Genomic DNA, 17,597 nt, shown 5'->3' on the forward strand with positions numbered 1-17,597 from the left:
CGTCCGCCCTGGGCTGCTGCCGTATTTCGGATTGATGTGGCCGGTGCTCTCGGCCTTGCTGCCGGTGCGGAAGTTCTGGCCGTCCGACGATGACGTGGTGCCGTCGCCCCAATGCTCGGCGAAGGGATGTCGGAACTGCGCGTTGACCAGCTCGGCCAGTGCCGCCCCGTAGGTTTCGTCGCGGATGTGCCAGGCTTGCAGCCAGGCCAGCTTGGCGTAGGTCGTGCCGGGGCACGATTCCGCCATCTTGGTCAGGCCCAGGTTGATCGCGTCGGCGAGGATCGTGGTCAGCAATAGGTTTTTGTCCTTGGCCAGGTCGCCTGACTTCAGGTGGGCGAAGTGCCGGGTGAAGCCCGTCCATTCGTCTACCTCCAGCAGCAATTCGGTGATCTTGACGTGCGGTAGGATCATCGCCGTCTGGTCGATCAGGGCCTGTGCGGTATCGGGCAACGCCGCATCGACGCGAATGCTGCATGCATCGAGGGTTGACCCTAGTTCGAGATCGACGAGATTGCCGTCCTTGACGCGGTATTCGCGGTCATAGCCTTTGGCGATGAATGACTGGACTGCTTCTAGAACGTCGGTCACCTGGGAGGTCATGGAAGCACCTTCATCTTGAACTGGATTGGACACGCTCGCGCACAAAGCGCGCTGTGACTCGGCGGACGGAGAAGCTCGCGAAGTGCGTTACTCATAGCCACTTGGCCTTCTTGAAGCGCATGAATAGGAGAAGGCAGAACACCGCTATCACTCCGAGCACGACGAAGTAGCCATATGGCGTGTCCAGTTCCGGCATGTGCTTGAAGTTCATGCCATATATTCCGGCGATCGCCGTCGGGACCGCCAAGATCGCCGCCCAGGCCGCGAGCTGGCGAGTGACCACACCGATCCTTTGCGCTTCCAGAAGGCTGCTGGCCTCGAAGACCGTGGACAGGACAAGCAGGAGGCCGTCGACCATGGACTGCACGCGGTGGACATGGTCCGCGACGTCGTGGAAATATGGTGTCATTTCGGCGCTGAGGCAGGGAAAGTGGCCGCGAACGAGCTTTCGCACCAGCTCGGCCATAGCCCCGAGCGTGCGCTTGAACCGCGTGAGTTCGGACCTTAGTTCGAAGATTCGCGCCACCTCTTCTGGCCCGAGGAAATCGTGCAGCGACCGTCGCTCCATCGCCAGGACGTCGTCCTCGATCATTTCGAAGATGGGCAGATACTGGTCGACCACTCGGTGCAAGATCGCGTGCAGCACATAGTCGACACCCTTGCCGAACTGCGTCGGCGATGCCTCGAGTTGCTCCCGAAGTTTGCCCAGCGCTCCGGCATTGCCGTGCCGCACGGTGATAAGGTGATTGTGACCGGTGAAGATCGCCATCTTGCCGTAGCTGATCCGGTCGCCGACCAGCTCGGCGGTCTGGGCGACGACGTACAACTCATCGTTGTAGACCTCGAGCTTGGGCGGGCACAGCGGGTGCATGGCGTTGTCGATCGCCAAAGGATGGAGGTTATACGTCGTCTGGATCGCGCTGAGTTCGTCTGCGGTGGGCTCGCTAAGCGCGATCCAGCAGAAGCCCGAGCGATTCTCGTTTAGTTCGACGTGCTCATCGAGCCTGATTTCACGGACTCGCTTACCTTCGTTGTAATAATATGCGGCGATAATGGTCATGCAGGCCTCGCAGGAATTCGCAGGCCACGCTGTACAGCCGGTCGCGCCAGCCCGCGTTCGAGCCATGCCTGCACGTTCGAATAGCTGCTTAGGCCGAGGATGTCGCCCGCTGCGTAGAATTCGACCAGCGCATTCACCCAGCCAAACGTCGCAATGTCCGCGATCGAGTAATCATCGACAATCCATTCGCGGCCCTCCAGCCGGTGATCCAGGACCCCGAGAAGACGCCTGGATTCATCAACAAAGCGCTGCCGAGGTCGCTTGTCCTCATAGTCCTTGCCGGCAAATCGCAGGAAAAAGCCTAGCTGTCCGAAGGTCGGCCCAACGCCCGACACCTGAAAGAACACCCAGGCCAGAGTCTCGTACCGCTGGGCGGGTGTTGTTGAGATGAGCTGCCCCGTCTTGTCGGCCAGATAGATGAGGATCGCACCGGTTTCCCATATGCCAATGGGCTGGCCGTCAGGGCCAGCCGGATCGATGATCGCGGGTATGCGGCCGTTGGGATTCAACGACACGAACGCTGGATCCTTCGACTCGTTGTTCGAGATGTCGACGAAGTGGGGCTCATACGGCAGGCCAGTCTCCTCCAGCATCATCGAGACCTTGACGCCGTTGGGCGTGGGGGCCGCGTATAGTTGCAAGCGATCCGGATAAGATGCTGGCCAGCGCTGCGTGATGGGAAAGGAGGAGAGGTCTGTCATATCTGGATCCTGGCACTGCGACGGCGGCTGAATGGAATGATCTGCTTCAAGGCCGGGTTCGACGACCGCGTCGATTGACGCGGTCGTCGGAGGTTGCGAACCGGATCGGCGCGGCACTAACGGCAGCGAAGCCTATTCCGCTGCAGCCCCGGCCGCAGGGCTCACATCGCCGGCCTCATGCCGCTTTGGAAGAACCCAGTCGGGACGGACGAAGTGGCAGGTGTAGCCGCCCGGCCGCTTCTCCAGATAATCCTGGTGATCGGGCTCGGCCTCCCAGAACTCGCCGACCGGCTGGACCTCGGTCACCACTTTGCCATCCCACAGCCCCGAGGCATCCACATCGGCGATCGTATCCTCGGCGACGCGCTTCTGCTCCTCGTCGACATAATAGATGCCCGACCGGTAGGAGAGCCCACGATCATTGCCCTGGCGGTTCAGCGTCGTCGGATCGTGGATCTGGAAGAAGAATTCCAGGATGTGCCGGTAGCTCGTCACTGTCGGGTCGAAGACAATCTCGATCCCCTCGGCATGCGTGCCGTGATTACGATACGTGGCGTTCGGAATATCGCCGCCCGTGTAACCCACACGGGTCGAGATGATGCCGGGCCGCTTGCGGATCAGATCCTGCATGCCCCAGAAACATCCTCCTGCGAGAACAGCGCGCTGATGCATGTTAAGCCTCCTCTACTTGATCGAGATATTCACCGTATCCCTCGGACTCCATCTCGTCGCGCGGGATGAAGCGAAGGGACGCAGAGTTGATGCAGTAGCGCAGACCGCCGCGGTCGGAAGGACCGTCCGGGAAAACGTGGCCCAGATGGCTGTCGGCGTGTACCGACCTGACCTCCGTCCGGACCATGCCGTGTGCACTGTCCCGCACCTCGTTCACGTTTGCCGGAACGATCGGCTTGGTGAAGCTGGGCCAGCCAGTACCCGAATCGAACTTGTCCGTTGAAGCGAACAGCGGCTCTCCCGACACTATGTCGACGTAGATGCCAGGCTCCTTGTTGTCGTTGTGCTCACCCGTGAAGGGCCTTTCGGTCCCCGAATCCTGGGTAATCCGGCGTTGCTCGGGGGTCAGGCGGTCAACTGCTGCCTGTGACTTCTCAAACTTCATGATAGTCTCCAATAATTAATCTAGAGAGCTCGACACACTGTCATTTATCTTTGCAGTCATTGCGCCGACTATAGCAGTGCGCCCCAGATTTGTCCAATACGCTGCGCGTATAGTTTCCATAGCGCCGAAGCTCTTCACGTCGTGATTCAGTTCCACTCATACCGGGCTGCCAGCTGCGCGATGTTCCGTATCTCGACCGTTGCCGTGGAGCCGGATACTGTCGCGATCACGACTTCGCGCTCCAAGACAAATCCGTCGATCGGCCGAGTGACGAGGCCTTGCACGGTCGGCGATCGTTCCGGAAGAATGCATATGGCGTGGCCGTCAGCGACGACCCGTTGCACCCAGTCCTCGCGATCTGATCGAAAGCGAGGTCGCATGAGCAAGTCCCGTCGCGCGAAGTGATCGAGGATCCGATCGCGAAACTCGCATTTCAGGCGATCGACGAAAGGAAACTCGAGCAGGTCTTCGCCGCGCACGATCTCGTTGGCAGCCAAGGGATGGTTTGCAGAACAGCCGAGCACGAAGCGCTCCCGAAATAGAGGATGCACATCCAGCTTGCGTTCCGGTCTTGTTTCACGCGGCATGATGCACGCGTGGTATTTTCCTGAAAGCACCTCCGATGTGTCCTCGTTCGACTGGAGCGAGTGCAGCTTGATTTCGATGGATGGCATCTCCGCCAATGCGCTCTCGAAGAATGCCGTAAATTCCTTTGGTCCGACGGTGGGCGCGACGGCGACATCCAGCACGCGGTGCCCCCCCATCGCCCAGTGCTCCGAGTGATTGCGAACGCTCTTCATCGCGACCACCATGCGCCGGAATTCTGCCTCGACGTCATGGCCAAGGCCAGTCAGGCGGCTGTTCTTCCCGTCGCGATAGATCAGCGGCCCGCCAAGCTCATCTTCCAAGCGGCGGATCGCGCGGGTCAGACTTGGCTGTGACACACCGCTCAAGCGAGCGGCCGCTGTGAAATTCAGCGTCTCGGCCAAGTTGATGAAATAGCTGACTTGATTGAGTTCCATAGTCCTTTGGCCCACGCGCCTGACTGATACCTCTTCCGTGAGACCGCCTTTGGAAAGCAGGTCGCAGAAGTATGCTTGGCGCATATAATCATGGTATAGGGGCTTGTCTATATGCGCCAGACATATAAATGATAGCCTGAGATGACGATTACCGGTTGGCGGTGCGCTCCGCTCAGCTCCGTCGAAGGTTCTGAGAGCGCAACCGCCAAGCCGCGTGCTGGAGGTTTGATGGACATGGCAGGAAGATCATTTACGTTTGTCAGTGGGGCTGGCTCTCCGCTGTCCGGGCACCTCGAACCGCCGGAAGGGACGCCGCGGGGCTGGGCGATCTTCGCCCACTGCTTCACGTGCGGGAAAGACAGTCGCGCCGCTGTTCACATCTCGCGCGCGCTGTCGCGTGCGGGCATCGGGGTCTTGAGGTTCGATTTCGCCGGGACCGGGATCGGCGGTGGGACGGGAGAACCTGTGAACTTCGCGTCGGACGTCGAGGACCTTCGGGCCGCCGCAAATGCGATGGCGGCGGCGGGCATGTCACCGTCCCTCCTCGTCGGGCACAGCCTGGGTGGCACCGCTGCGATCGTAGCCGCCGCCGACATGCCTGATATTGCGGCGGTAGCGACGATTGGTGCGCCGGCCGACCTTCAGCATATCTTGCGCCTCTTCGGACCGAATGATCTGGACACCATCGCGAGCGAGGGCGAGGCCTCGGTGGAGATTGCCGGTAGGCCCTTCCTCATTCGCCGAGGGTTCCTTGAGGCGGTTGAGGGGATCGACGTCGAGAAGGCCATTGCCTCCCTGCGACGGCCGGTGCTGGTCATGCACTCTCCGCTGGATCAGGTGGTCGGCATCGACCACGCGTCGCGCATCTTCGTCGCGTCCAGGCACCCTAAAAGCTTCATCTCGCTCGACAACGCGGATCACCTTCTCACCGACGTCGCGGACGCGAACTACGCCGCGGCCATGGTGGCGGTTTGGGCGAGCCGCTTTCTCCCACCACTCAGCGCGGATCTTCCGCAGGTCGAGGTTGCGGAGGGCGTCGTCTCCACCGAAACTCTTGCAGGGACGTTCCAGCTCAAGGTCCGCAGCGGCGAGCACACTCTGTTCGCCGACGAGCCAGCATCGGTCGGTGGCCTCGGGACCGGACTATCTCCCTACGAACTCGTATCTGCCGGCCTCGCAGCCTGCACGGTGATGACGATGCGTCTCTATGCGAACCGCAAGGGCTTTCCGCTCGAACGGGCGAGCACGACCGTGCAGCACGAGAAGGTGCCGGACATGATGCCACCCGACCGGTTCACCCGCACCATTGTCCTCGATGGGCCGCTGAGTGATGATCAGCGCGCTCGGATCCTCGCGATCGCTGATCGGTGTCCCGTCGATCTGAGTCTCATCCGGGGTTCGGACGTGCAGACCGAGCTCTTGAGCGCCAGTCAGGCTGCGGATCCCGCGAGGCTGGCTTGACCGTGGCGCACACGGAGGAGGGCGAACGGACTGTGAGCCAATCGCCTACCGGCAATAGGGCGGCCGCGACAGAGCGAGCAATTCTCGCAGGCGGCTGCTTCTGGGGCATGGAGGATTTGCTGCGCCGAGCCAGGGGAGTCATTTCGACGCGTGTCGGTTACACAGGCGGAGAAATGCCTGATCCGACCTACGCGAGACATTACGGCCATGCGGAAGCAGTGGAAGTGACCTTCGACCCTTCCGTTCTCGCCTATCGCTCGCTCTTGGAACTCTTCTTCCAGATACATGACCCCACGACCTACGAGCAACAAGGCAGCGATGTCGGTCCGAGCTATCGATCGGCGATTTTCTACACCACCGAAGTGCAGAAGGAAGTCGCCCTCACAACCATCGCGGAAATCGAGGCATCAGGAAGCTGGCCAGGCCCGGTCGTGTCGGAGATCAACCCAGAAGAACCCTTTTGGGAGGCGGAGCCAGAGCACCAAGAATACCTGGTGCGCTATCCTGGGGGCTATAGCTGCCACTTCGTGCGCCCGACCTGGCGGTTGGACCGCTCAGACGAACGCCCAGCTGTAATACTTGACAGAAAGAGTTGATGATGACCGAAACCGTGACTAATCAGGCCGCCTGGCAGAAAGCGCCGGGGCAGCCACTGAGGATCGGTGTCACCGCTCTGCCGCATCTGGCGGCGAACGAGATATTGATCCGCAACGCGGCCATCGCGATCAACCCACTCGACTGGATTCTGCAGGACGTCGCGCTTTTGCCATGGCTCGACTATCCCGCGATTCTCGGCAGCGACGTCTCCGGTGAGGTCGCGGCGGTCGGTGGCGCGGTCGAGCGGTTCAAGGTCGGCGATCGAGTCATCGGACAGGCGGTCGGGACAACCGTAAATCAACCTGCGCAGGGTGCGTTCCAGCACCACACGATCGTGCTGGACCACATGGCGGCGCCGATCCCCAACAACATTGCCTTCGCTGATGCGGCAGTCCTCCCGCTTGGCCTTGGCACCGCCGCAAGCGGGCTCTACGGACGGACACAGTTGGCTCTCGCGCCACCGTTACACTCGCCGACCGCGCGTCCAGAGGTCGTTCTGGTCTGGGGTGGATCGTCGAGCGTTGGCTGCAACGCCATCCAGCTCGCGGTGGCGTCGGGCTACAGGTGCGTCGCCACCGCTTCGGCGCGCAACGTCGGCCTGTTGAAGGAGCTGGGTGCAAGCGAGGTTCTTGACCACTCGAGTCCAGCCATCGTGGAAGACGTGATTGAGGCAATGCGCGGGCGCAGTCTCGCTGGAACGCTTCACGCGACCGGTCACATGAAAGACTGTTTTGCCGTAGTTGCGAGATGCGAGGGCTCGCGCCGGGTGGCAGCGACGCTGGCCCCGCCCGACGAGCGTTCATTTGGAGTCGAGGCGACGCACATCTCCGGGACGAGCCTCAAGGATGACGAGGTTGGTCCAATGATCTACCGCGAATTCCTGCCGCAGGCTCTCGCGGCGCGCACGTTCGTCCCCGCCCCTCCGGCGAAGATCGTGGGCCAGGGCCTTGAAATGCTCCAGGCTGCCTTGGAAGCCCTGAAGGCGGGTGTATCCGCAGCGAAAATCGTCGTTACCCTGCCTTGAGTGACCAGCCAGGCGGTTTTTCGCGTTCGCAGTCTGAGGTGGCCCGCACTTTGCCGATTGGGAAGCTCTACCGGGAAAACGCGTTTGGGACGCGCGCTGCGCTCCTGCCGGAGCATGCGTTCCCGAAACCTGTTCCCGACTGCTTTTCCCCGAAACTACCTATCGGACATAGAGAAATGGGAATGCAGCGAGTGGTTTGAACGGCCGCTTCCGAAACCGCGTTCCGATCAATTGAGCGGCTAAAAGTGGGGCGATCACCGACATATTAGAATGAGACCGCCATGCCCGATCGGCCGGCTTGACGCGTAGCCAAAAGAATGCGGCTGATGGTAGGCTCGCTGACATTATGAAGCCCCGCCATCTGAGCAGCGTTGAGCTGCCGCAATTGCGAGTCTCCTACGCGTCGTCGTTCTTCTCGCGGTCCACACCTCGCTCATGCAATTCGGCATCGACGGGGCAGTTCGTGCAGCCCTCGTAGCAGCACAAGCGGCAGATGCGGTATGACTGCTCGAGGTTTTCCAAGCGATTTCGGAGAACGCGTTCAGCGATGTCCGATAAGGTTTTCAGTTCGTCTGGATTAAGGATCGATAGCCCTTCGGCAATCACTTGATCGCGCGAGGCCAGGACCTCGTCGCTCGCGACCTTGCCAGTTGGAGTAAGATAGAGGGATCGCGCGCGCCCGTCTGTCGAATGCTCCCTACGCTCGATCAATCCCTCGCTTACCAATCTATCCACCAGGCGAACAGTTCCAGCATGTGAAAGGCCCACCCCGATCGCAAGCATACGGATCGAGAGCCCGGGCTTGTGCGCGAGCAACGCCAGCGCTGAGGCGGCGGGTCCAGCTTCCGGCGCCCGCGATGAACTAGCGCGAACGATGTCGTCGCTGATCATGAGTGCGAACGCCCCGAAAATGTTTCGATCTCGAGGTCCATCCATTGCCACATCTATATGTGCGCGGAGCATAGACAGCAAGCCATACCGTGGTCCTCTTCCTCCGCGCGGCTTGTGGAAAATGTCCTGTTTTAGAAGGGTTTCGGAGGATTTCGACTGATCGAGCGCGCCGAAAAAAACGGGTCCGGCTCGTTAAGGCCGCGGAACCGTTGATACCTGGCGGCTATAGGGCAAGCCTTTTCGCTCGGAATCGCCGTAGGTCGCGCCCGAGAATCACTCCGCGTCAGCGCTGTCATCCAGGCCGCGCAGGTGCAGATCAGCGAGACCTAGCTTGCCCCCGGCGTCGCACTTCCATCGTGTCACCGCGCGCGATCACGATTGTATCAATCCCATTGAGGAACAGTCCGTGCTCCACGACGTCGGGGATTGCGGCGAAACGGGCGAAGACCGCGTCGCCATGCAGCTGAGCGCCTCCGGGCTCGATATCGCGACGGAGCATCCATGCCCCGCGGAGGTTCTGCAGGATTTGCACGCCCGCCGTCACGAGAGGACCACAGTCACGAGAGCACAAGCGCCCCTCTGTGGCGGACCGAAGCACGCAGCAGCACGAGGGACGCCGCTAGCAGAACTGCGTCCTTCAGTAGAAACTGCCCTGGTGCAGCCGAAATCGCAGGAAAGCCGCCGGCAGTCTGCTCCGCGACACCTGGAGTGGTGATGAAAAAGGTCAGCGTGATCAGATAGGTCGCTGCTGACATTAGTGCGCCTAGCGCAGAGAAGAGTGGACGAAATGCACCAAGGATCAGAACGAGACCGGTCGATAACTCGATAACGCCGATGAAATAGCTTTGCCCCTGCGTCCCGAACATGCCGAGCCAATTCATGATCGGGCTGTGTTCGATAAACGGGGCGATACCATAGGCCTCGTACGCTGTGAACTTCATCGCGCCGAACCACAGAAATACGATCACGAGAGCCCATCTAAGCAGGCCAAGATCCCTCCGACCGTGCTCGGGGACAAGAAATTCATAACGGTCGAAAATGCTCATCTAAAATTCCTCAACAGTGGTCCCGTGGGAACGTCACGAACGTCGTCTACGTGCTTCGGGCAGGCGTTGCAGTATATGCGCGACGCATATACTAATAAGCGAGATATGTCGAGCGGCTGGCTCGCGCTTCGCTGCCTCACGAAGCCATCCTCATCGGCGATGCCTTTACCCAGCAAACGCGCGACCTTTGCGGGATTTTGACTTGATGGGCGGAACGTGTCAATGACTTTGCGTCACCGTGCTTCATGAATTTACTGCGGAAGCCAGGATGTTCGAGTCGTCGTTCTTCTCCGTTGCGGGTGGGTTGATCCAGACGGCGCTCGGCAGCTCTGGGGGTTCAGGGCGGCGCCCCTTGAAACGTTTCGGGTTGGCCAGGAAGGCCGCGTCGAGGGTGTCCTGACGGAGCAGATGCGCCGCTTGTGCCTGGCCGTAATGGACGCTGCTCGGCGTCATGTAGCCGATGCCCGAGTGCCGGTGCTCGGTGTTGTACCAGGCGAAGAAGGTCTGGCAGTGGGCGCGGGCGTCGGCGAGGCTGCCGAAGCGCGCGGGGAAGTCCGGGCGGTACTTCATTGTCTTGAATTGCGACTCCGAATACGGGTTGTCGTCCGAGACGTGCGGGCGGCTATGGCTTTTGGTGATGTCCAGATCGACCAGCAAGGCGGCCACGGGCTTGGAGCGCATGCTCGCGCCGCGATCGGCATGCAGCGTGAGGGTGCCGGGCGCGATGTCGTGGCGGGACACGGTCTCGGCGATCAACTGTTCGGCCAGCTCGGCGCTTTCACGCTCGGCGATTAGCCAGCCCACGACTTGGCGGCTGAAGATGTCGAGGATCACGTAGAGGTGGAAACAGGTCCATTTGACCGGCCCCTTGAGCTTGGTGATGTCCCAGGACCAGACCTGGTTGGGCGAGGTGGCCAGCAGTTCGGGTTTGACGTAGCTCGGGTGGCTGAGCTGGCGCCGGCGTTCGCGCGTGCCGCCATCGGCGGCGAGCGCCCGGTACATGGTGCGCACCGAGCCCATGTAGCGGCCTTCGTCGAGCAGCGTGGCGTAGATCGCCGCCGGCGCCGTGTCGCAGAAGCGTTCGCTGTTGAGCACCTCGAGCAGCGCCTGCTGCTCGAGGGCGTCGAGCGCCAGCGGTGGCCGAGGCCTCGGCGCGCGGCGAGGGTGCGGTCCGTGAAGGGTGAAGCGGTGTGACCGCGCTCGGCTTCGGGCCGGTGCGCCGCGCCATAGCCCGACGGCTCGACAGGCGGCCGCCGTGCCGATAACCGGGGCGAGCTCATCCACGCCGTGCATCATTGTTTGCCGTGCGTGTCGTCGATCGGACTGCCCAGCAATGCGGCAACTTTTTTTTGGACTTCGATCACCAGCATCGCCTTGTCGAGTTGGCTCTTGAGGCGTTCGTTCTCACGCGTCAGCAGCGCAATCTGGCGCGCTTCGACGGCGGCGACATCTGGCTTGGGGCCCCGCTTTTGCGGCGCCAAGGCGGCCAACTCGGCGGCCTCGCGCTGGCGTCGCCACGTGCTCAGGCTTGACGAATAGACGCCCTCCCGGCGCAGCAGCGCACCGACCTCGCCGGGCTGGCTGCAGCGGTCGACCGCGTCGAGGATGCGCCGCTTGTCGGCATTGGAGAACTGCCGACGTCGGGCGCGTGGCACGACCTCGGTGTCGTCACCGGATGGCTTGGTCGGCGCCGCCGATCCGCTCGTCTCTTCAGTCGCCCTACGGGCTCCTTGCGAGACGAGCGGATCGGCAGAGGTCTTCAGAATGTGCATGGATGCCTGGGGTTGAGTGGTGGTCGTCATGCCTACCTCGTTGCTCACTAAATGATCAGGGGTAGGTGACGCAGGTCATATTGGCACAGGGGGGGGGCTGGCGCTCCGGGTGGGCCTATAGCCCGTTGGCAAACGTCCAGCCTGTACGGATGGACGCGGCCCTGGACGAGATAACCATGCCCACCGAAATCGTAGCAGCGATCGGCGAAGGCGCGCTCGCTTATCGAGAGAGCGGCATTCTCTCACTGGCAGATGGCAGAGTATTCTCCGCGTGCCGGCAGTATCGCTATCGCTTGAGCGAGGACAGTGTTGTCGTCGAGTTCGCAGACGGACCTCATATCGGGACGCAGTTCCTCAGCTTGAGTTTCTCGCGGACGGATACCGGGTTGGAAGCGAGTGGCGTCTATGCCTGCGGAGACGACACCTACCATGCAACCTACAGGATTCTGGGGCCGGCGGCCTTTGAAGTGGTCATCATGGTCCAAGGGCCTGCAAAGGCATACGAGCTAGTCAGCCGATATTCCCGGTCGGGATAAATGCTCATGTCAGGAGGGCAAGTCCTCTGTTGCCCTTATCATGGCCGTGAAAGGCAGCGCCGGAATAACTTACCACGCGCTGCAAATCCGAAGACGATTGTCGTCGTCATCAGAAGGTAGGCGACTATCCCACCAGGTGAAAGAGTCGGAACCGCTGCGAGGATCAACCCATCATTCCCGCCGGGTATGAGCGCGATGCCGATACCCATCAATGTGCCGCCGACGACAGATCGCAGAATGCCATTGGCTGTCGGCAGTTGGAGACGCAGATTGCCTTGGCGAAAGGAGGCGGTTAGGGCGCCTGCGATCGAAGAGATCACCGCAGTGAGCGCGACCTCGCCGGCCGGGGACATTCTGAGAGGAAGGGCGCGTTGAATCACGTCTGCGAAGGTCCAGGCCGGCGAGAGTGCATATAGAAGTCCGCCAGTGATACCGAGTCCAATCATCGAAGCGCCGAACGACCAACCCGGCTTTGTTCGCAGAACGCTCTTCGTGGAAACGAAAACGAGTGCCAGCACGAGCACAACTAGGAAGGCTAGGAGAGTAACGAGGCCTGTTGCGCTCGGTTTGGAGATTAAGCTTGGCCATGTTGAATCGTAGCCGAACCTGCCATGGTCGGCAGCCAAGATACCAATCGTTAATCCCAAGGGTAGAGCTAGAAGTCGCATCTCCCCATCCCCAAGCCGCGCCAGCGATCCGAGCAGGCATGTGTCATTAATGAGTGCGCCGAGGCCGAAGGCGATGGCGCCGATGAGCAGGAGGAAATTGATGCTGGTCGAGGGTGCGAGTGTTGCGCCCAGTGTTCCCGTCCAGACTATCGGGACCGCAACCAGGCCTGCCGCTGCCGACGCTGCGAGAAATCCGACGAACATTTTCGGCGGCTGTCTTCTGTGTAACTCATGAGCGGCCACCACTAAACAGGTTCCGCCTTGGTTCGCCGCATATCCGAACCCGAAGGCAAGTACGCATAGAAGAAGTTCGAGCGCAAACGATCCCATTATTTCAAGCCTGCCTGATCATATCGTCAGCCTTCTGATGCGACGTTCCAGCGTGGCGAGCGCCCCGGCTTAGCTTTACCACGGGAAGGCGCGATCCTGCTGTAGCCGCACAGATGGCAAAGGCTGACCGAGCCATCTTTGTCGAAGCCGTTTGCCACAAGGAGCCGCTCCGACAGCATGCCTAGAATGTCGAGGTCATTGGGCGACAGGGGCGAAATACATTCGGAGATCACCTGCTCCCGTGCCTTGAGCAAGGCGTCCGTTATCTTCTTCCCCGAATTGGTGAGGTGAATGAAGCGCGCCCGCCTGTCGGTGATTTGTCTTCGTCGTTCCACCAACTGTTCGCGCTCGAGCCTATCGATCAATCGCACCGTCCCGGCATGAGAAAGCCCGATCGAGGTAGCCAAAACGCTGATCGGCAGTCCGGGCTCCATGCTGAGTAACACCATCACGGCGGTCCCCGGGCCGCTTGGTGAAAACGAGGCCGAGACACTGGCGATGCTGTCTGCAACGGCCAACGCGAGTGCACCTAAATGGTACTTGGCGACCTCAGGCTCCATACCGCAAGAATATATGCTTCGCGCATAGACTTCAAGCGTGTGAAAATGTATGACCGCCGCATGCATCTATGACAGATTCGGACATGGTCATGCTCATTGAGGGGCTCAGCTCGGATTCCACATCTGAGATCAACGGACGTGCTCGTTCCCCAGGCGCTAGCGGGGGTGGGCTCGATGAAAGTGGACGTGCATGGGTGCCGCTCACCGGGCGCAGGCGGTTCGCCGATGAGACCGCCGGTATGATCGGACGGGTCTCATGCCCGACCTGACTCTTGATCTCCGATACCTGAAGTACGCCGTTCAGGTCGCCGAGGCCGGCAGCTTCCGCCGAGCGGCGGAGCGCCTATCGATATCGCAATCCACCGTCAGCCGACGTGTGCAGCTGTTTGAGCGCCAACTTGGCTTTTCTCTCTTCAAGCGTACGCGAGCGGGGGCAGGGCTGACTCCAGAAGGTGAGCGCTTCCTTCAACAAGCGGTGGTGGGAGCGCGCTACCTTCGTAACGCCGCAACGGAGATCCGCTCCGCGCGGAAACTCAAGACCGGGCTCGTGAGGTTTGGAATGCTTGAAGCGTTCCCGGCGTGCCCGATCATCAACATTCTCTCGGCATTCAGAAATAGACATCCGACGATCGAGGTAAAGCTTGAGGAAGGCACTTCAGAAGAAAACACTTTGGGGGTGAAGCGCGGATTACTGGACGCAGCAATCAGCCTGAGTGCGAGCAAGAGCCCTCAGTTCCAAGTTCGACGTCTCTGCGAACCAGATCTGTTCGTGGCATTGTCCCCGCTTCACGAGTTGGCAGCACGGCCACAGCTGTCGTGGGAGGACGTTTGTGACGAAGTCTTCCTCGTTCGCTCGGATGGCGCTGGGCGTGAGCTCGCTGGCATACTCCGGCGCATGGTGGGCGCCGGAGACGGAGCGGTTCAACTCTCGATCCAACAAGTCAGCCGAGAAACCCTGCTGACGATGGTCGAACAGGGCTTCGGCTTGACCATCACCAGCGTGATCTACCGGCCGGATATCGCGTTGATCCCGCTCCCATCGGCGCGGGCGCCGACGGCCGCTATAATTTCTTCCAGTGACAACGACAACCCGACTCTGCCGCTGCTGCTGAAGTGTTTCGACACCCCCTCTAGAGCGGGGACCACGGATTAATCGGCGCTCCCCGGCGTCAACGTTCGCCTGGCTTTGGCGAAGCCACGGTCTGTCGCGATGAACCGTTGTAACATCGGGACGATTAACCGAGCTGGGTCAACAGCGGACTGACCTTGCTCTCGGCCCAATAGGTGGGCGTAGTCAACAAGGTCCTGGTGGAGAGCTGCAGGTAGCTCGACCTGTACCTTAAGCGGCTTGTCGTCCGCGATGGGGCCTAGCTTAAGCTTCGACATCATCACCCTCCATATGGCTCCAGTACCAAGTCTCGCGTCACGAGAACGCGCACGGGAAATCCGGGCCGAATAGTGATCGTGGGCGCGACGTTGAGCTGACGCCTCACAATCTGCTGCCCTGCGTCGTTGATGGTGTCCTGCCCACCGTTCCGGATCGCCTGAACGAGCTGATCGTCGTTGTCGACCGCGAGTTCGGCGCCGACGCTCAGCAGTGTCGACAATCCCGCAGCCTTGGCCAGATCCCACCAATGGTAATCGACGCCATCCTGCAGCCCGGCGAACCCTTCAGCGTCAGCACCAGGCTGGCGCTCGAGAACGATCGAGCGCCCGTTCGGGAAGACGAGCCGAGTCCAGACGAGCAGGACTCGGCTCTGGCCGAACTGCACGTTGTTGTCGTACTGCCCGACCACACGAGTGCCTTGCGGCACAAGCAAGATACGGCCGGTTGGGCTGTCGTAGATGTTTTCGGTGACCTGCGCGGTGATCTGGCCGGGTAGATCGGATCGGATGCCGGTGATCAGCGCCGCGGATATCACTGCTCCCGCCTGAAGGACGTTCGGCGATACTGGCGCAGCGACGCGATCGGGCGCAACCGTCCTGCGATCGGCCGCGGCGTTCAGAAACGCGTTCTGCCGGTCCTGCGCCGAGGGCGTGGCGGGCGGCGGAGCGAGGCCAATGCTCGCCAAATCCGGCACCGGCGCGAGCGCTGGGGCAGCTCCCGCAGCAGCGGGTGTGCCCCGGCTTTCCGATCCGGAGAAGAGACGGCTGGTGCGCGCGGTCTCGATTTCCTGAAGGCGGCGCTGCTCTTCCGGGCTGATGCCGGGATTGGGCGTGGCCGTCCCGGGTGTGGGCACCGGCTGTCCGCGATCCTGGGTACTAAGGATCGGCCGGCCGAGGTCACCGGGAAGAGGGGGACCGAGCTGTGGCACGCCACTGTAATCTCGCGGCAGGCCGGCCAGTCCGTCAGCGGTCGAGCGGTTCTCGGTCGAATAGAGTTCGTCGTTCGGCCGACCGGCGTCGCGGGTCTGAAGCGCGTAGATCAGCGCACCTCCGAGCCCGACGCTGGCGACAAGACCGAGGCCGGCGAGAACCTTCCGCGACAACCGGGTGACGCGGGGAGGTTCGGCCCGCAGCCGCATCGGCGCAGGCCCGACCGGCTCGCCGGTCAGGGGCTGCGCATCGTCGTCCGGCACTTCCTCAATCCGGGGCGGGTTCTCGCTCACGAGGTCGGCCTCCCGTCTGTGCGGACGATCCTGACGCGCTTCTGCTCGCGGCCGGAGCCGAAGCGAAGTTCGGCAGCCGCGAACAGACGATCAACGATCATGTGGTGGCCGCGAACGCGATAGTTCACGAGCTCAGAGGTGTTGCCCTCGGGGCCGACGACGAAGAGTGGCGGCATCTCGCCCTGACCGATGCCGCGCGGAAACTCGATAAAGACCTGGCGTCCGTCGTCGAAGGCGCGCAGCGGCCGCCACGGCGCACGGTCGCCCTCGATCGCATAGCGGAAGTTGACGTTCGCGAGATCGACGCCGCTCGCCACCGGCTGGGCCGCCTGCGCCTCGGCGTTCTGACGGCGCAGCGCAATGAGCTGGTCTTGCGGATACTGCCATGAGACCGACGCCATATAGGTGCGCATGTTGGTGTTGATGACGAGGTTTGTCATCAGGTCGGCGCGGGTGGGCTTTACTAGGATGTGGATCTGGCGCGTTGCCCCCGATCCGCTCTCGGTGTCGCCGATGATCCAGCGCACTGTGTCGCCGGCGGCCACCGGGCCTGCGCCGACAAGCTGCTCCCCGGGTTGGAGCGCGATGTCGGTGATCTGCCCGACGGCGGTATAGACTTGATAAAGCGCCCCTTGAGTCCACGGGTAGACCTGCATCGAGTTAATGAAGCCGTCGCGCACCGGCTGGACTCGTGCCGCCTCGTTTGCCTGGTTGACGCGAGCGGTCGGATTAGAAGGCTCCGGGGCACGCCGCGTCTCCTCCACACGCTGCAATTGGCCAGGCAGCGGCAGCGGCCGGGGCAGCTCGACCACGGTGACCGGCGCGGGTGGATCGACGGTCTGCACCGCCGGAGCCGCATTGTCGTAGGAAATCTCCGGCGGCGGATTGGTGGTCGCGCAGCCCGCGAGCGCGGTCGCCGCTAGCAGAACGACCGGGAATGCGGCTCTACGGAGAGCCGGGAGTACGTGTGTGTGTGAAGCCGGGTTTCCGGCTTTACGGAAATACGGCTTCATTGCCCAAGCTCCCGTGACCAGTTGATGGCGTTGACGTAGATGCCGAGCGGGTTCGCCCTGAGCCGGTCGGCGTTTCGGGGGATCTGCACGACGATCGTCAGGATCGCGGTCCAGCGCGTGGTCTCGGCGAGCTGGCCATTTTCGTATCGGCGCTCGACCCAGGCGACGCGGAAGCTGTCCGGGGACGCGCGGATGACGCTGGAGACGTCGACAGCGACCTGCTGCCGGCCGACCCGTGTAAAGGGGTCGTTGGAGCGGGCGTAGTCATTGAGCGCCATGGCGCCGCGGTCAGTCGTGAAGTCGTAGGCGCGCAGCCAGGGGTCGTCTCAGAAAACGGAAAATAAAGCACGCTAAGCCGGTTGCAGCGGCCGTAGCGGCCTGAACTTGCCCGCGCCGATCTTGGCGCTGCTGCGCCAGAGGTAATCGCCGGTCAGGTTGATGTGCTCCCAGCCGAGCGGCGACAGGTACTGCAACAGGCCGTCATCGACGGCTTGACCGTGGCCACGCAAGGCGTTCGCGGCCCGCTCCAGATAGACCGTGTTCCATAGCACGATGGCCGCCGTCACCAGGTTGAGGCCGCTGGCCCGGTA

The 17,597-nt window shown here is 61.8% G+C and carries 19 protein-coding genes and 2 pseudogenes; 5 read left to right on the forward strand and 16 right to left on the reverse strand.

All coding sequences use genetic code 11. The features are described 5' to 3' along the window. From C513_RS13405 to C513_RS0111770, 6 genes and pseudogenes are all read right to left on the reverse strand, one after another. Window positions 1-462 (reverse strand): annotated as a pseudogene (locus C513_RS13405) (Tn3 family transposase); the annotation flags it as partial. Window positions 463-691: 229 nt separating this feature from the next. Then, window positions 692-1,660 (reverse strand): magnesium and cobalt transport protein CorA, encoded by a 969-nt coding sequence (locus C513_RS0111750; protein WP_018716208.1) that lies wholly within the window; start codon window positions 1,658-1,660, stop codon window positions 692-694. Then, window positions 1,657-2,361, reverse strand: a complete 705-nt coding sequence (locus tag C513_RS0111755) for a glutathione S-transferase N-terminal domain-containing protein (protein WP_004099038.1) — start codon at window positions 2,359-2,361, stop codon at window positions 1,657-1,659. The genes C513_RS0111750 and C513_RS0111755 overlap by 4 nt, the downstream gene beginning before the upstream one ends. A 132-nt stretch (window positions 2,362-2,493) precedes the next feature. Next, window positions 2,494-3,033, reverse strand: coding sequence for a peptide-methionine (S)-S-oxide reductase MsrA (gene msrA, locus C513_RS0111760; protein WP_004099036.1), 540 nt, complete (start codon window positions 3,031-3,033; stop codon window positions 2,494-2,496). A 1-nt stretch (window position 3,034) separates the two neighbouring features. After that, window positions 3,035-3,478 (reverse strand): peptide-methionine (R)-S-oxide reductase MsrB, encoded by a 444-nt coding sequence (gene msrB / locus C513_RS0111765; protein WP_004099035.1) that lies wholly within the window; start codon window positions 3,476-3,478, stop codon window positions 3,035-3,037. Between the two features lie 146 nt (window positions 3,479-3,624). Next, on the reverse strand, window positions 3,625-4,500 hold the full coding sequence (locus tag C513_RS0111770) for a LysR family transcriptional regulator (protein ID WP_011191349.1): 876 nt from the start codon (window positions 4,498-4,500) through the stop codon (window positions 3,625-3,627). Between the two features lie 141 nt (window positions 4,501-4,641). Between C513_RS0111770 and C513_RS0111775 the strand changes: the two genes are divergently transcribed. The 3 genes from C513_RS0111775 to C513_RS0111785 are packed head-to-tail and all read left to right on the forward strand — an operon-like array spanning window position 4,642 to window position 7,582. Beyond that, window positions 4,642-5,961 (forward strand): bifunctional alpha/beta hydrolase/OsmC family protein, encoded by a 1,320-nt coding sequence (locus C513_RS0111775; RefSeq protein WP_021140466.1) that lies wholly within the window; start codon window positions 4,642-4,644, stop codon window positions 5,959-5,961. A gap of 32 nt (window positions 5,962-5,993) precedes the next feature. Continuing rightward, on the forward strand, window positions 5,994-6,557 hold the full coding sequence (gene msrA / locus C513_RS13410) for a peptide-methionine (S)-S-oxide reductase MsrA (protein ID WP_011191350.1): 564 nt from the start codon (window positions 5,994-5,996) through the stop codon (window positions 6,555-6,557). Beyond that, a complete protein-coding gene (locus tag C513_RS0111785; protein ID WP_004357654.1) occupies window positions 6,557-7,582 on the forward strand; it encodes a zinc-binding alcohol dehydrogenase family protein in 1,026 nt (341 codons plus the stop codon). Before msrA (C513_RS13410) ends, C513_RS0111785 begins: the two co-directional genes overlap by 1 nt. A 396-nt stretch (window positions 7,583-7,978) precedes the next feature. On the opposite strand, the gene C513_RS0111790 is transcribed toward C513_RS0111785, so the two are convergent. The 3 genes from C513_RS0111790 to C513_RS0111805 form a co-directional block, all read right to left on the reverse strand. After that, window positions 7,979-8,473 (reverse strand): MarR family winged helix-turn-helix transcriptional regulator, encoded by a 495-nt coding sequence (locus tag C513_RS0111790; RefSeq protein WP_004099028.1) that lies wholly within the window; start codon window positions 8,471-8,473, stop codon window positions 7,979-7,981. 557 nt (window positions 8,474-9,030) lie between these two features. Further along, window positions 9,031-9,519, reverse strand: a complete 489-nt coding sequence (locus tag C513_RS0111800) for a YkgB family protein (protein ID WP_004099027.1) — start codon at window positions 9,517-9,519, stop codon at window positions 9,031-9,033. A 243-nt stretch (window positions 9,520-9,762) separates the two neighbouring features. Then, window positions 9,763-11,291, reverse strand: a protein-coding gene (locus C513_RS0111805; protein WP_414492061.1) for an IS3 family transposase whose coding sequence is annotated in 2 segments (ribosomal slippage) — window positions 9,763-10,826 and window positions 10,826-11,291 — 1,530 coding nt in all. Because the reading frame shifts where the segments join, the coding sequence is not laid out codon by codon here. Between the two features lie 176 nt (window positions 11,292-11,467). On the opposite strand from C513_RS0111805, the gene C513_RS0111815 reads away from it, so the two are divergent. Beyond that, window positions 11,468-11,827 carry a DUF6314 family protein gene (locus C513_RS0111815; protein WP_166479491.1) on the forward strand — a complete coding sequence of 120 codons (360 nt, stop codon included), beginning with the start codon at window positions 11,468-11,470 and terminating at the stop codon, window positions 11,825-11,827. A 38-nt stretch (window positions 11,828-11,865) separates the two neighbouring features. Here the strand turns inward: C513_RS0111815 and C513_RS0111820 are convergent, their stop codons facing one another. Beyond that, the gene (locus tag C513_RS0111820) at window positions 11,866-12,825 is read right to left on the reverse strand and encodes a YeeE/YedE thiosulfate transporter family protein (protein WP_004099025.1); all 960 of its coding nucleotides are present in this window, start codon (window positions 12,823-12,825) and stop codon (window positions 11,866-11,868) included. A 26-nt stretch (window positions 12,826-12,851) separates the two neighbouring features. After that, entirely contained in the window at window positions 12,852-13,451 is a 600-nt protein-coding gene (locus C513_RS0111825) for a MarR family winged helix-turn-helix transcriptional regulator (protein ID WP_228722688.1), read from the reverse strand. Between the two features lie 190 nt (window positions 13,452-13,641). Between C513_RS0111825 and C513_RS0111830 the strand changes: the two genes are divergently transcribed. Further along, window positions 13,642-14,538 carry a LysR family transcriptional regulator gene (locus C513_RS0111830; RefSeq protein ID WP_011191354.1) on the forward strand — a complete coding sequence of 299 codons (897 nt, stop codon included), beginning with the start codon at window positions 13,642-13,644 and terminating at the stop codon, window positions 14,536-14,538. On the opposite strand, the gene C513_RS0111835 is transcribed toward C513_RS0111830, so the two are convergent. The 5 genes and pseudogenes from C513_RS0111835 to C513_RS0111855 form a co-directional block, all read right to left on the reverse strand. After that, entirely contained in the window at window positions 14,535-14,774 is a 240-nt protein-coding gene (locus C513_RS0111835; RefSeq protein ID WP_018429611.1) for a DUF2274 domain-containing protein, read from the reverse strand. The genes C513_RS0111830 and C513_RS0111835 overlap by 4 nt on opposite strands. Next, window positions 14,774-15,994, reverse strand: coding sequence for a TraB/TrbI/VirB10 family type IV secretion system protein (locus C513_RS0111840; protein ID WP_011191355.1), 1,221 nt, complete (start codon window positions 15,992-15,994; stop codon window positions 14,774-14,776). The genes C513_RS0111835 and C513_RS0111840 overlap by 1 nt, the downstream gene beginning before the upstream one ends. Continuing rightward, window positions 15,991-17,007, reverse strand: a complete 1,017-nt coding sequence (gene trbG, locus C513_RS0111845; protein WP_018716214.1) for a P-type conjugative transfer protein TrbG — start codon at window positions 17,005-17,007, stop codon at window positions 15,991-15,993. The genes C513_RS0111840 and trbG overlap by 4 nt, the downstream gene beginning before the upstream one ends. After that, window positions 17,004-17,324, reverse strand: a pseudogene (trbF, locus tag C513_RS13415) (conjugal transfer protein TrbF); the annotation flags it as partial. The gene trbG and the pseudogene trbF, both read right to left, overlap by 4 nt. A 33-nt stretch (window positions 17,325-17,357) precedes the next feature. Next, window positions 17,358-17,597 (reverse strand): Tn3 family transposase (locus C513_RS0111855; RefSeq protein ID WP_018716216.1); only part of this gene is annotated, 240 nt, incomplete at its 5' end.

The sequence above is a fragment of the Allobrachymonas chironomi DSM 19884 genome, from assembly GCF_000374625.1.
Lineage (GTDB): Bacteria > Pseudomonadota > Gammaproteobacteria > Burkholderiales > Burkholderiaceae_C > Brachymonas > Brachymonas chironomi.

Coding starts and splice junctions, on each gene's coding strand:
- C513_RS0111775 (WP_021140466.1), top strand. CDS start 4,642: ATGACGATTACCGGTTGGCGGTGCGCTCCGCTCAGCTCCGTCGAAGGT.
- trbG (WP_018716214.1), bottom strand. CDS start 17,007: ATGAAGCCGTATTTCCGTAAAGCCGGAAACCCGGCTTCACACACACAC.
- C513_RS0111800 (WP_004099027.1), bottom strand. CDS start 9,519: ATGAGCATTTTCGACCGTTATGAATTTCTTGTCCCCGAGCACGGTCGG.
- C513_RS0111770 (WP_011191349.1), bottom strand. CDS start 4,500: ATGGAACTCAATCAAGTCAGCTATTTCATCAACTTGGCCGAGACGCTG.
- C513_RS0111815 (WP_166479491.1), top strand. CDS start 11,468: ATGCCCACCGAAATCGTAGCAGCGATCGGCGAAGGCGCGCTCGCTTAT.
- C513_RS0111750 (WP_018716208.1), bottom strand. CDS start 1,660: ATGACCATTATCGCCGCATATTATTACAACGAAGGTAAGCGAGTCCGT.
- msrA (WP_004099036.1), bottom strand. CDS start 3,033: ATGCATCAGCGCGCTGTTCTCGCAGGAGGATGTTTCTGGGGCATGCAG.
- C513_RS0111825 (WP_228722688.1), bottom strand. CDS start 13,451: ATGCATGCGGCGGTCATACATTTTCACACGCTTGAAGTCTATGCGCGA.
- C513_RS0111830 (WP_011191354.1), top strand. CDS start 13,642: ATGCCCGACCTGACTCTTGATCTCCGATACCTGAAGTACGCCGTTCAG.
- C513_RS0111835 (WP_018429611.1), bottom strand. CDS start 14,774: ATGATGTCGAAGCTTAAGCTAGGCCCCATCGCGGACGACAAGCCGCTT.
- C513_RS0111790 (WP_004099028.1), bottom strand. CDS start 8,473: ATGATCAGCGACGACATCGTTCGCGCTAGTTCATCGCGGGCGCCGGAA.
- C513_RS0111755 (WP_004099038.1), bottom strand. CDS start 2,361: ATGACAGACCTCTCCTCCTTTCCCATCACGCAGCGCTGGCCAGCATCT.
- C513_RS0111785 (WP_004357654.1), top strand. CDS start 6,557: ATGATGACCGAAACCGTGACTAATCAGGCCGCCTGGCAGAAAGCGCCG.
- C513_RS0111820 (WP_004099025.1), bottom strand. CDS start 12,825: ATGGGATCGTTTGCGCTCGAACTTCTTCTATGCGTACTTGCCTTCGGG.
- msrB (WP_004099035.1), bottom strand. CDS start 3,478: ATGAAGTTTGAGAAGTCACAGGCAGCAGTTGACCGCCTGACCCCCGAG.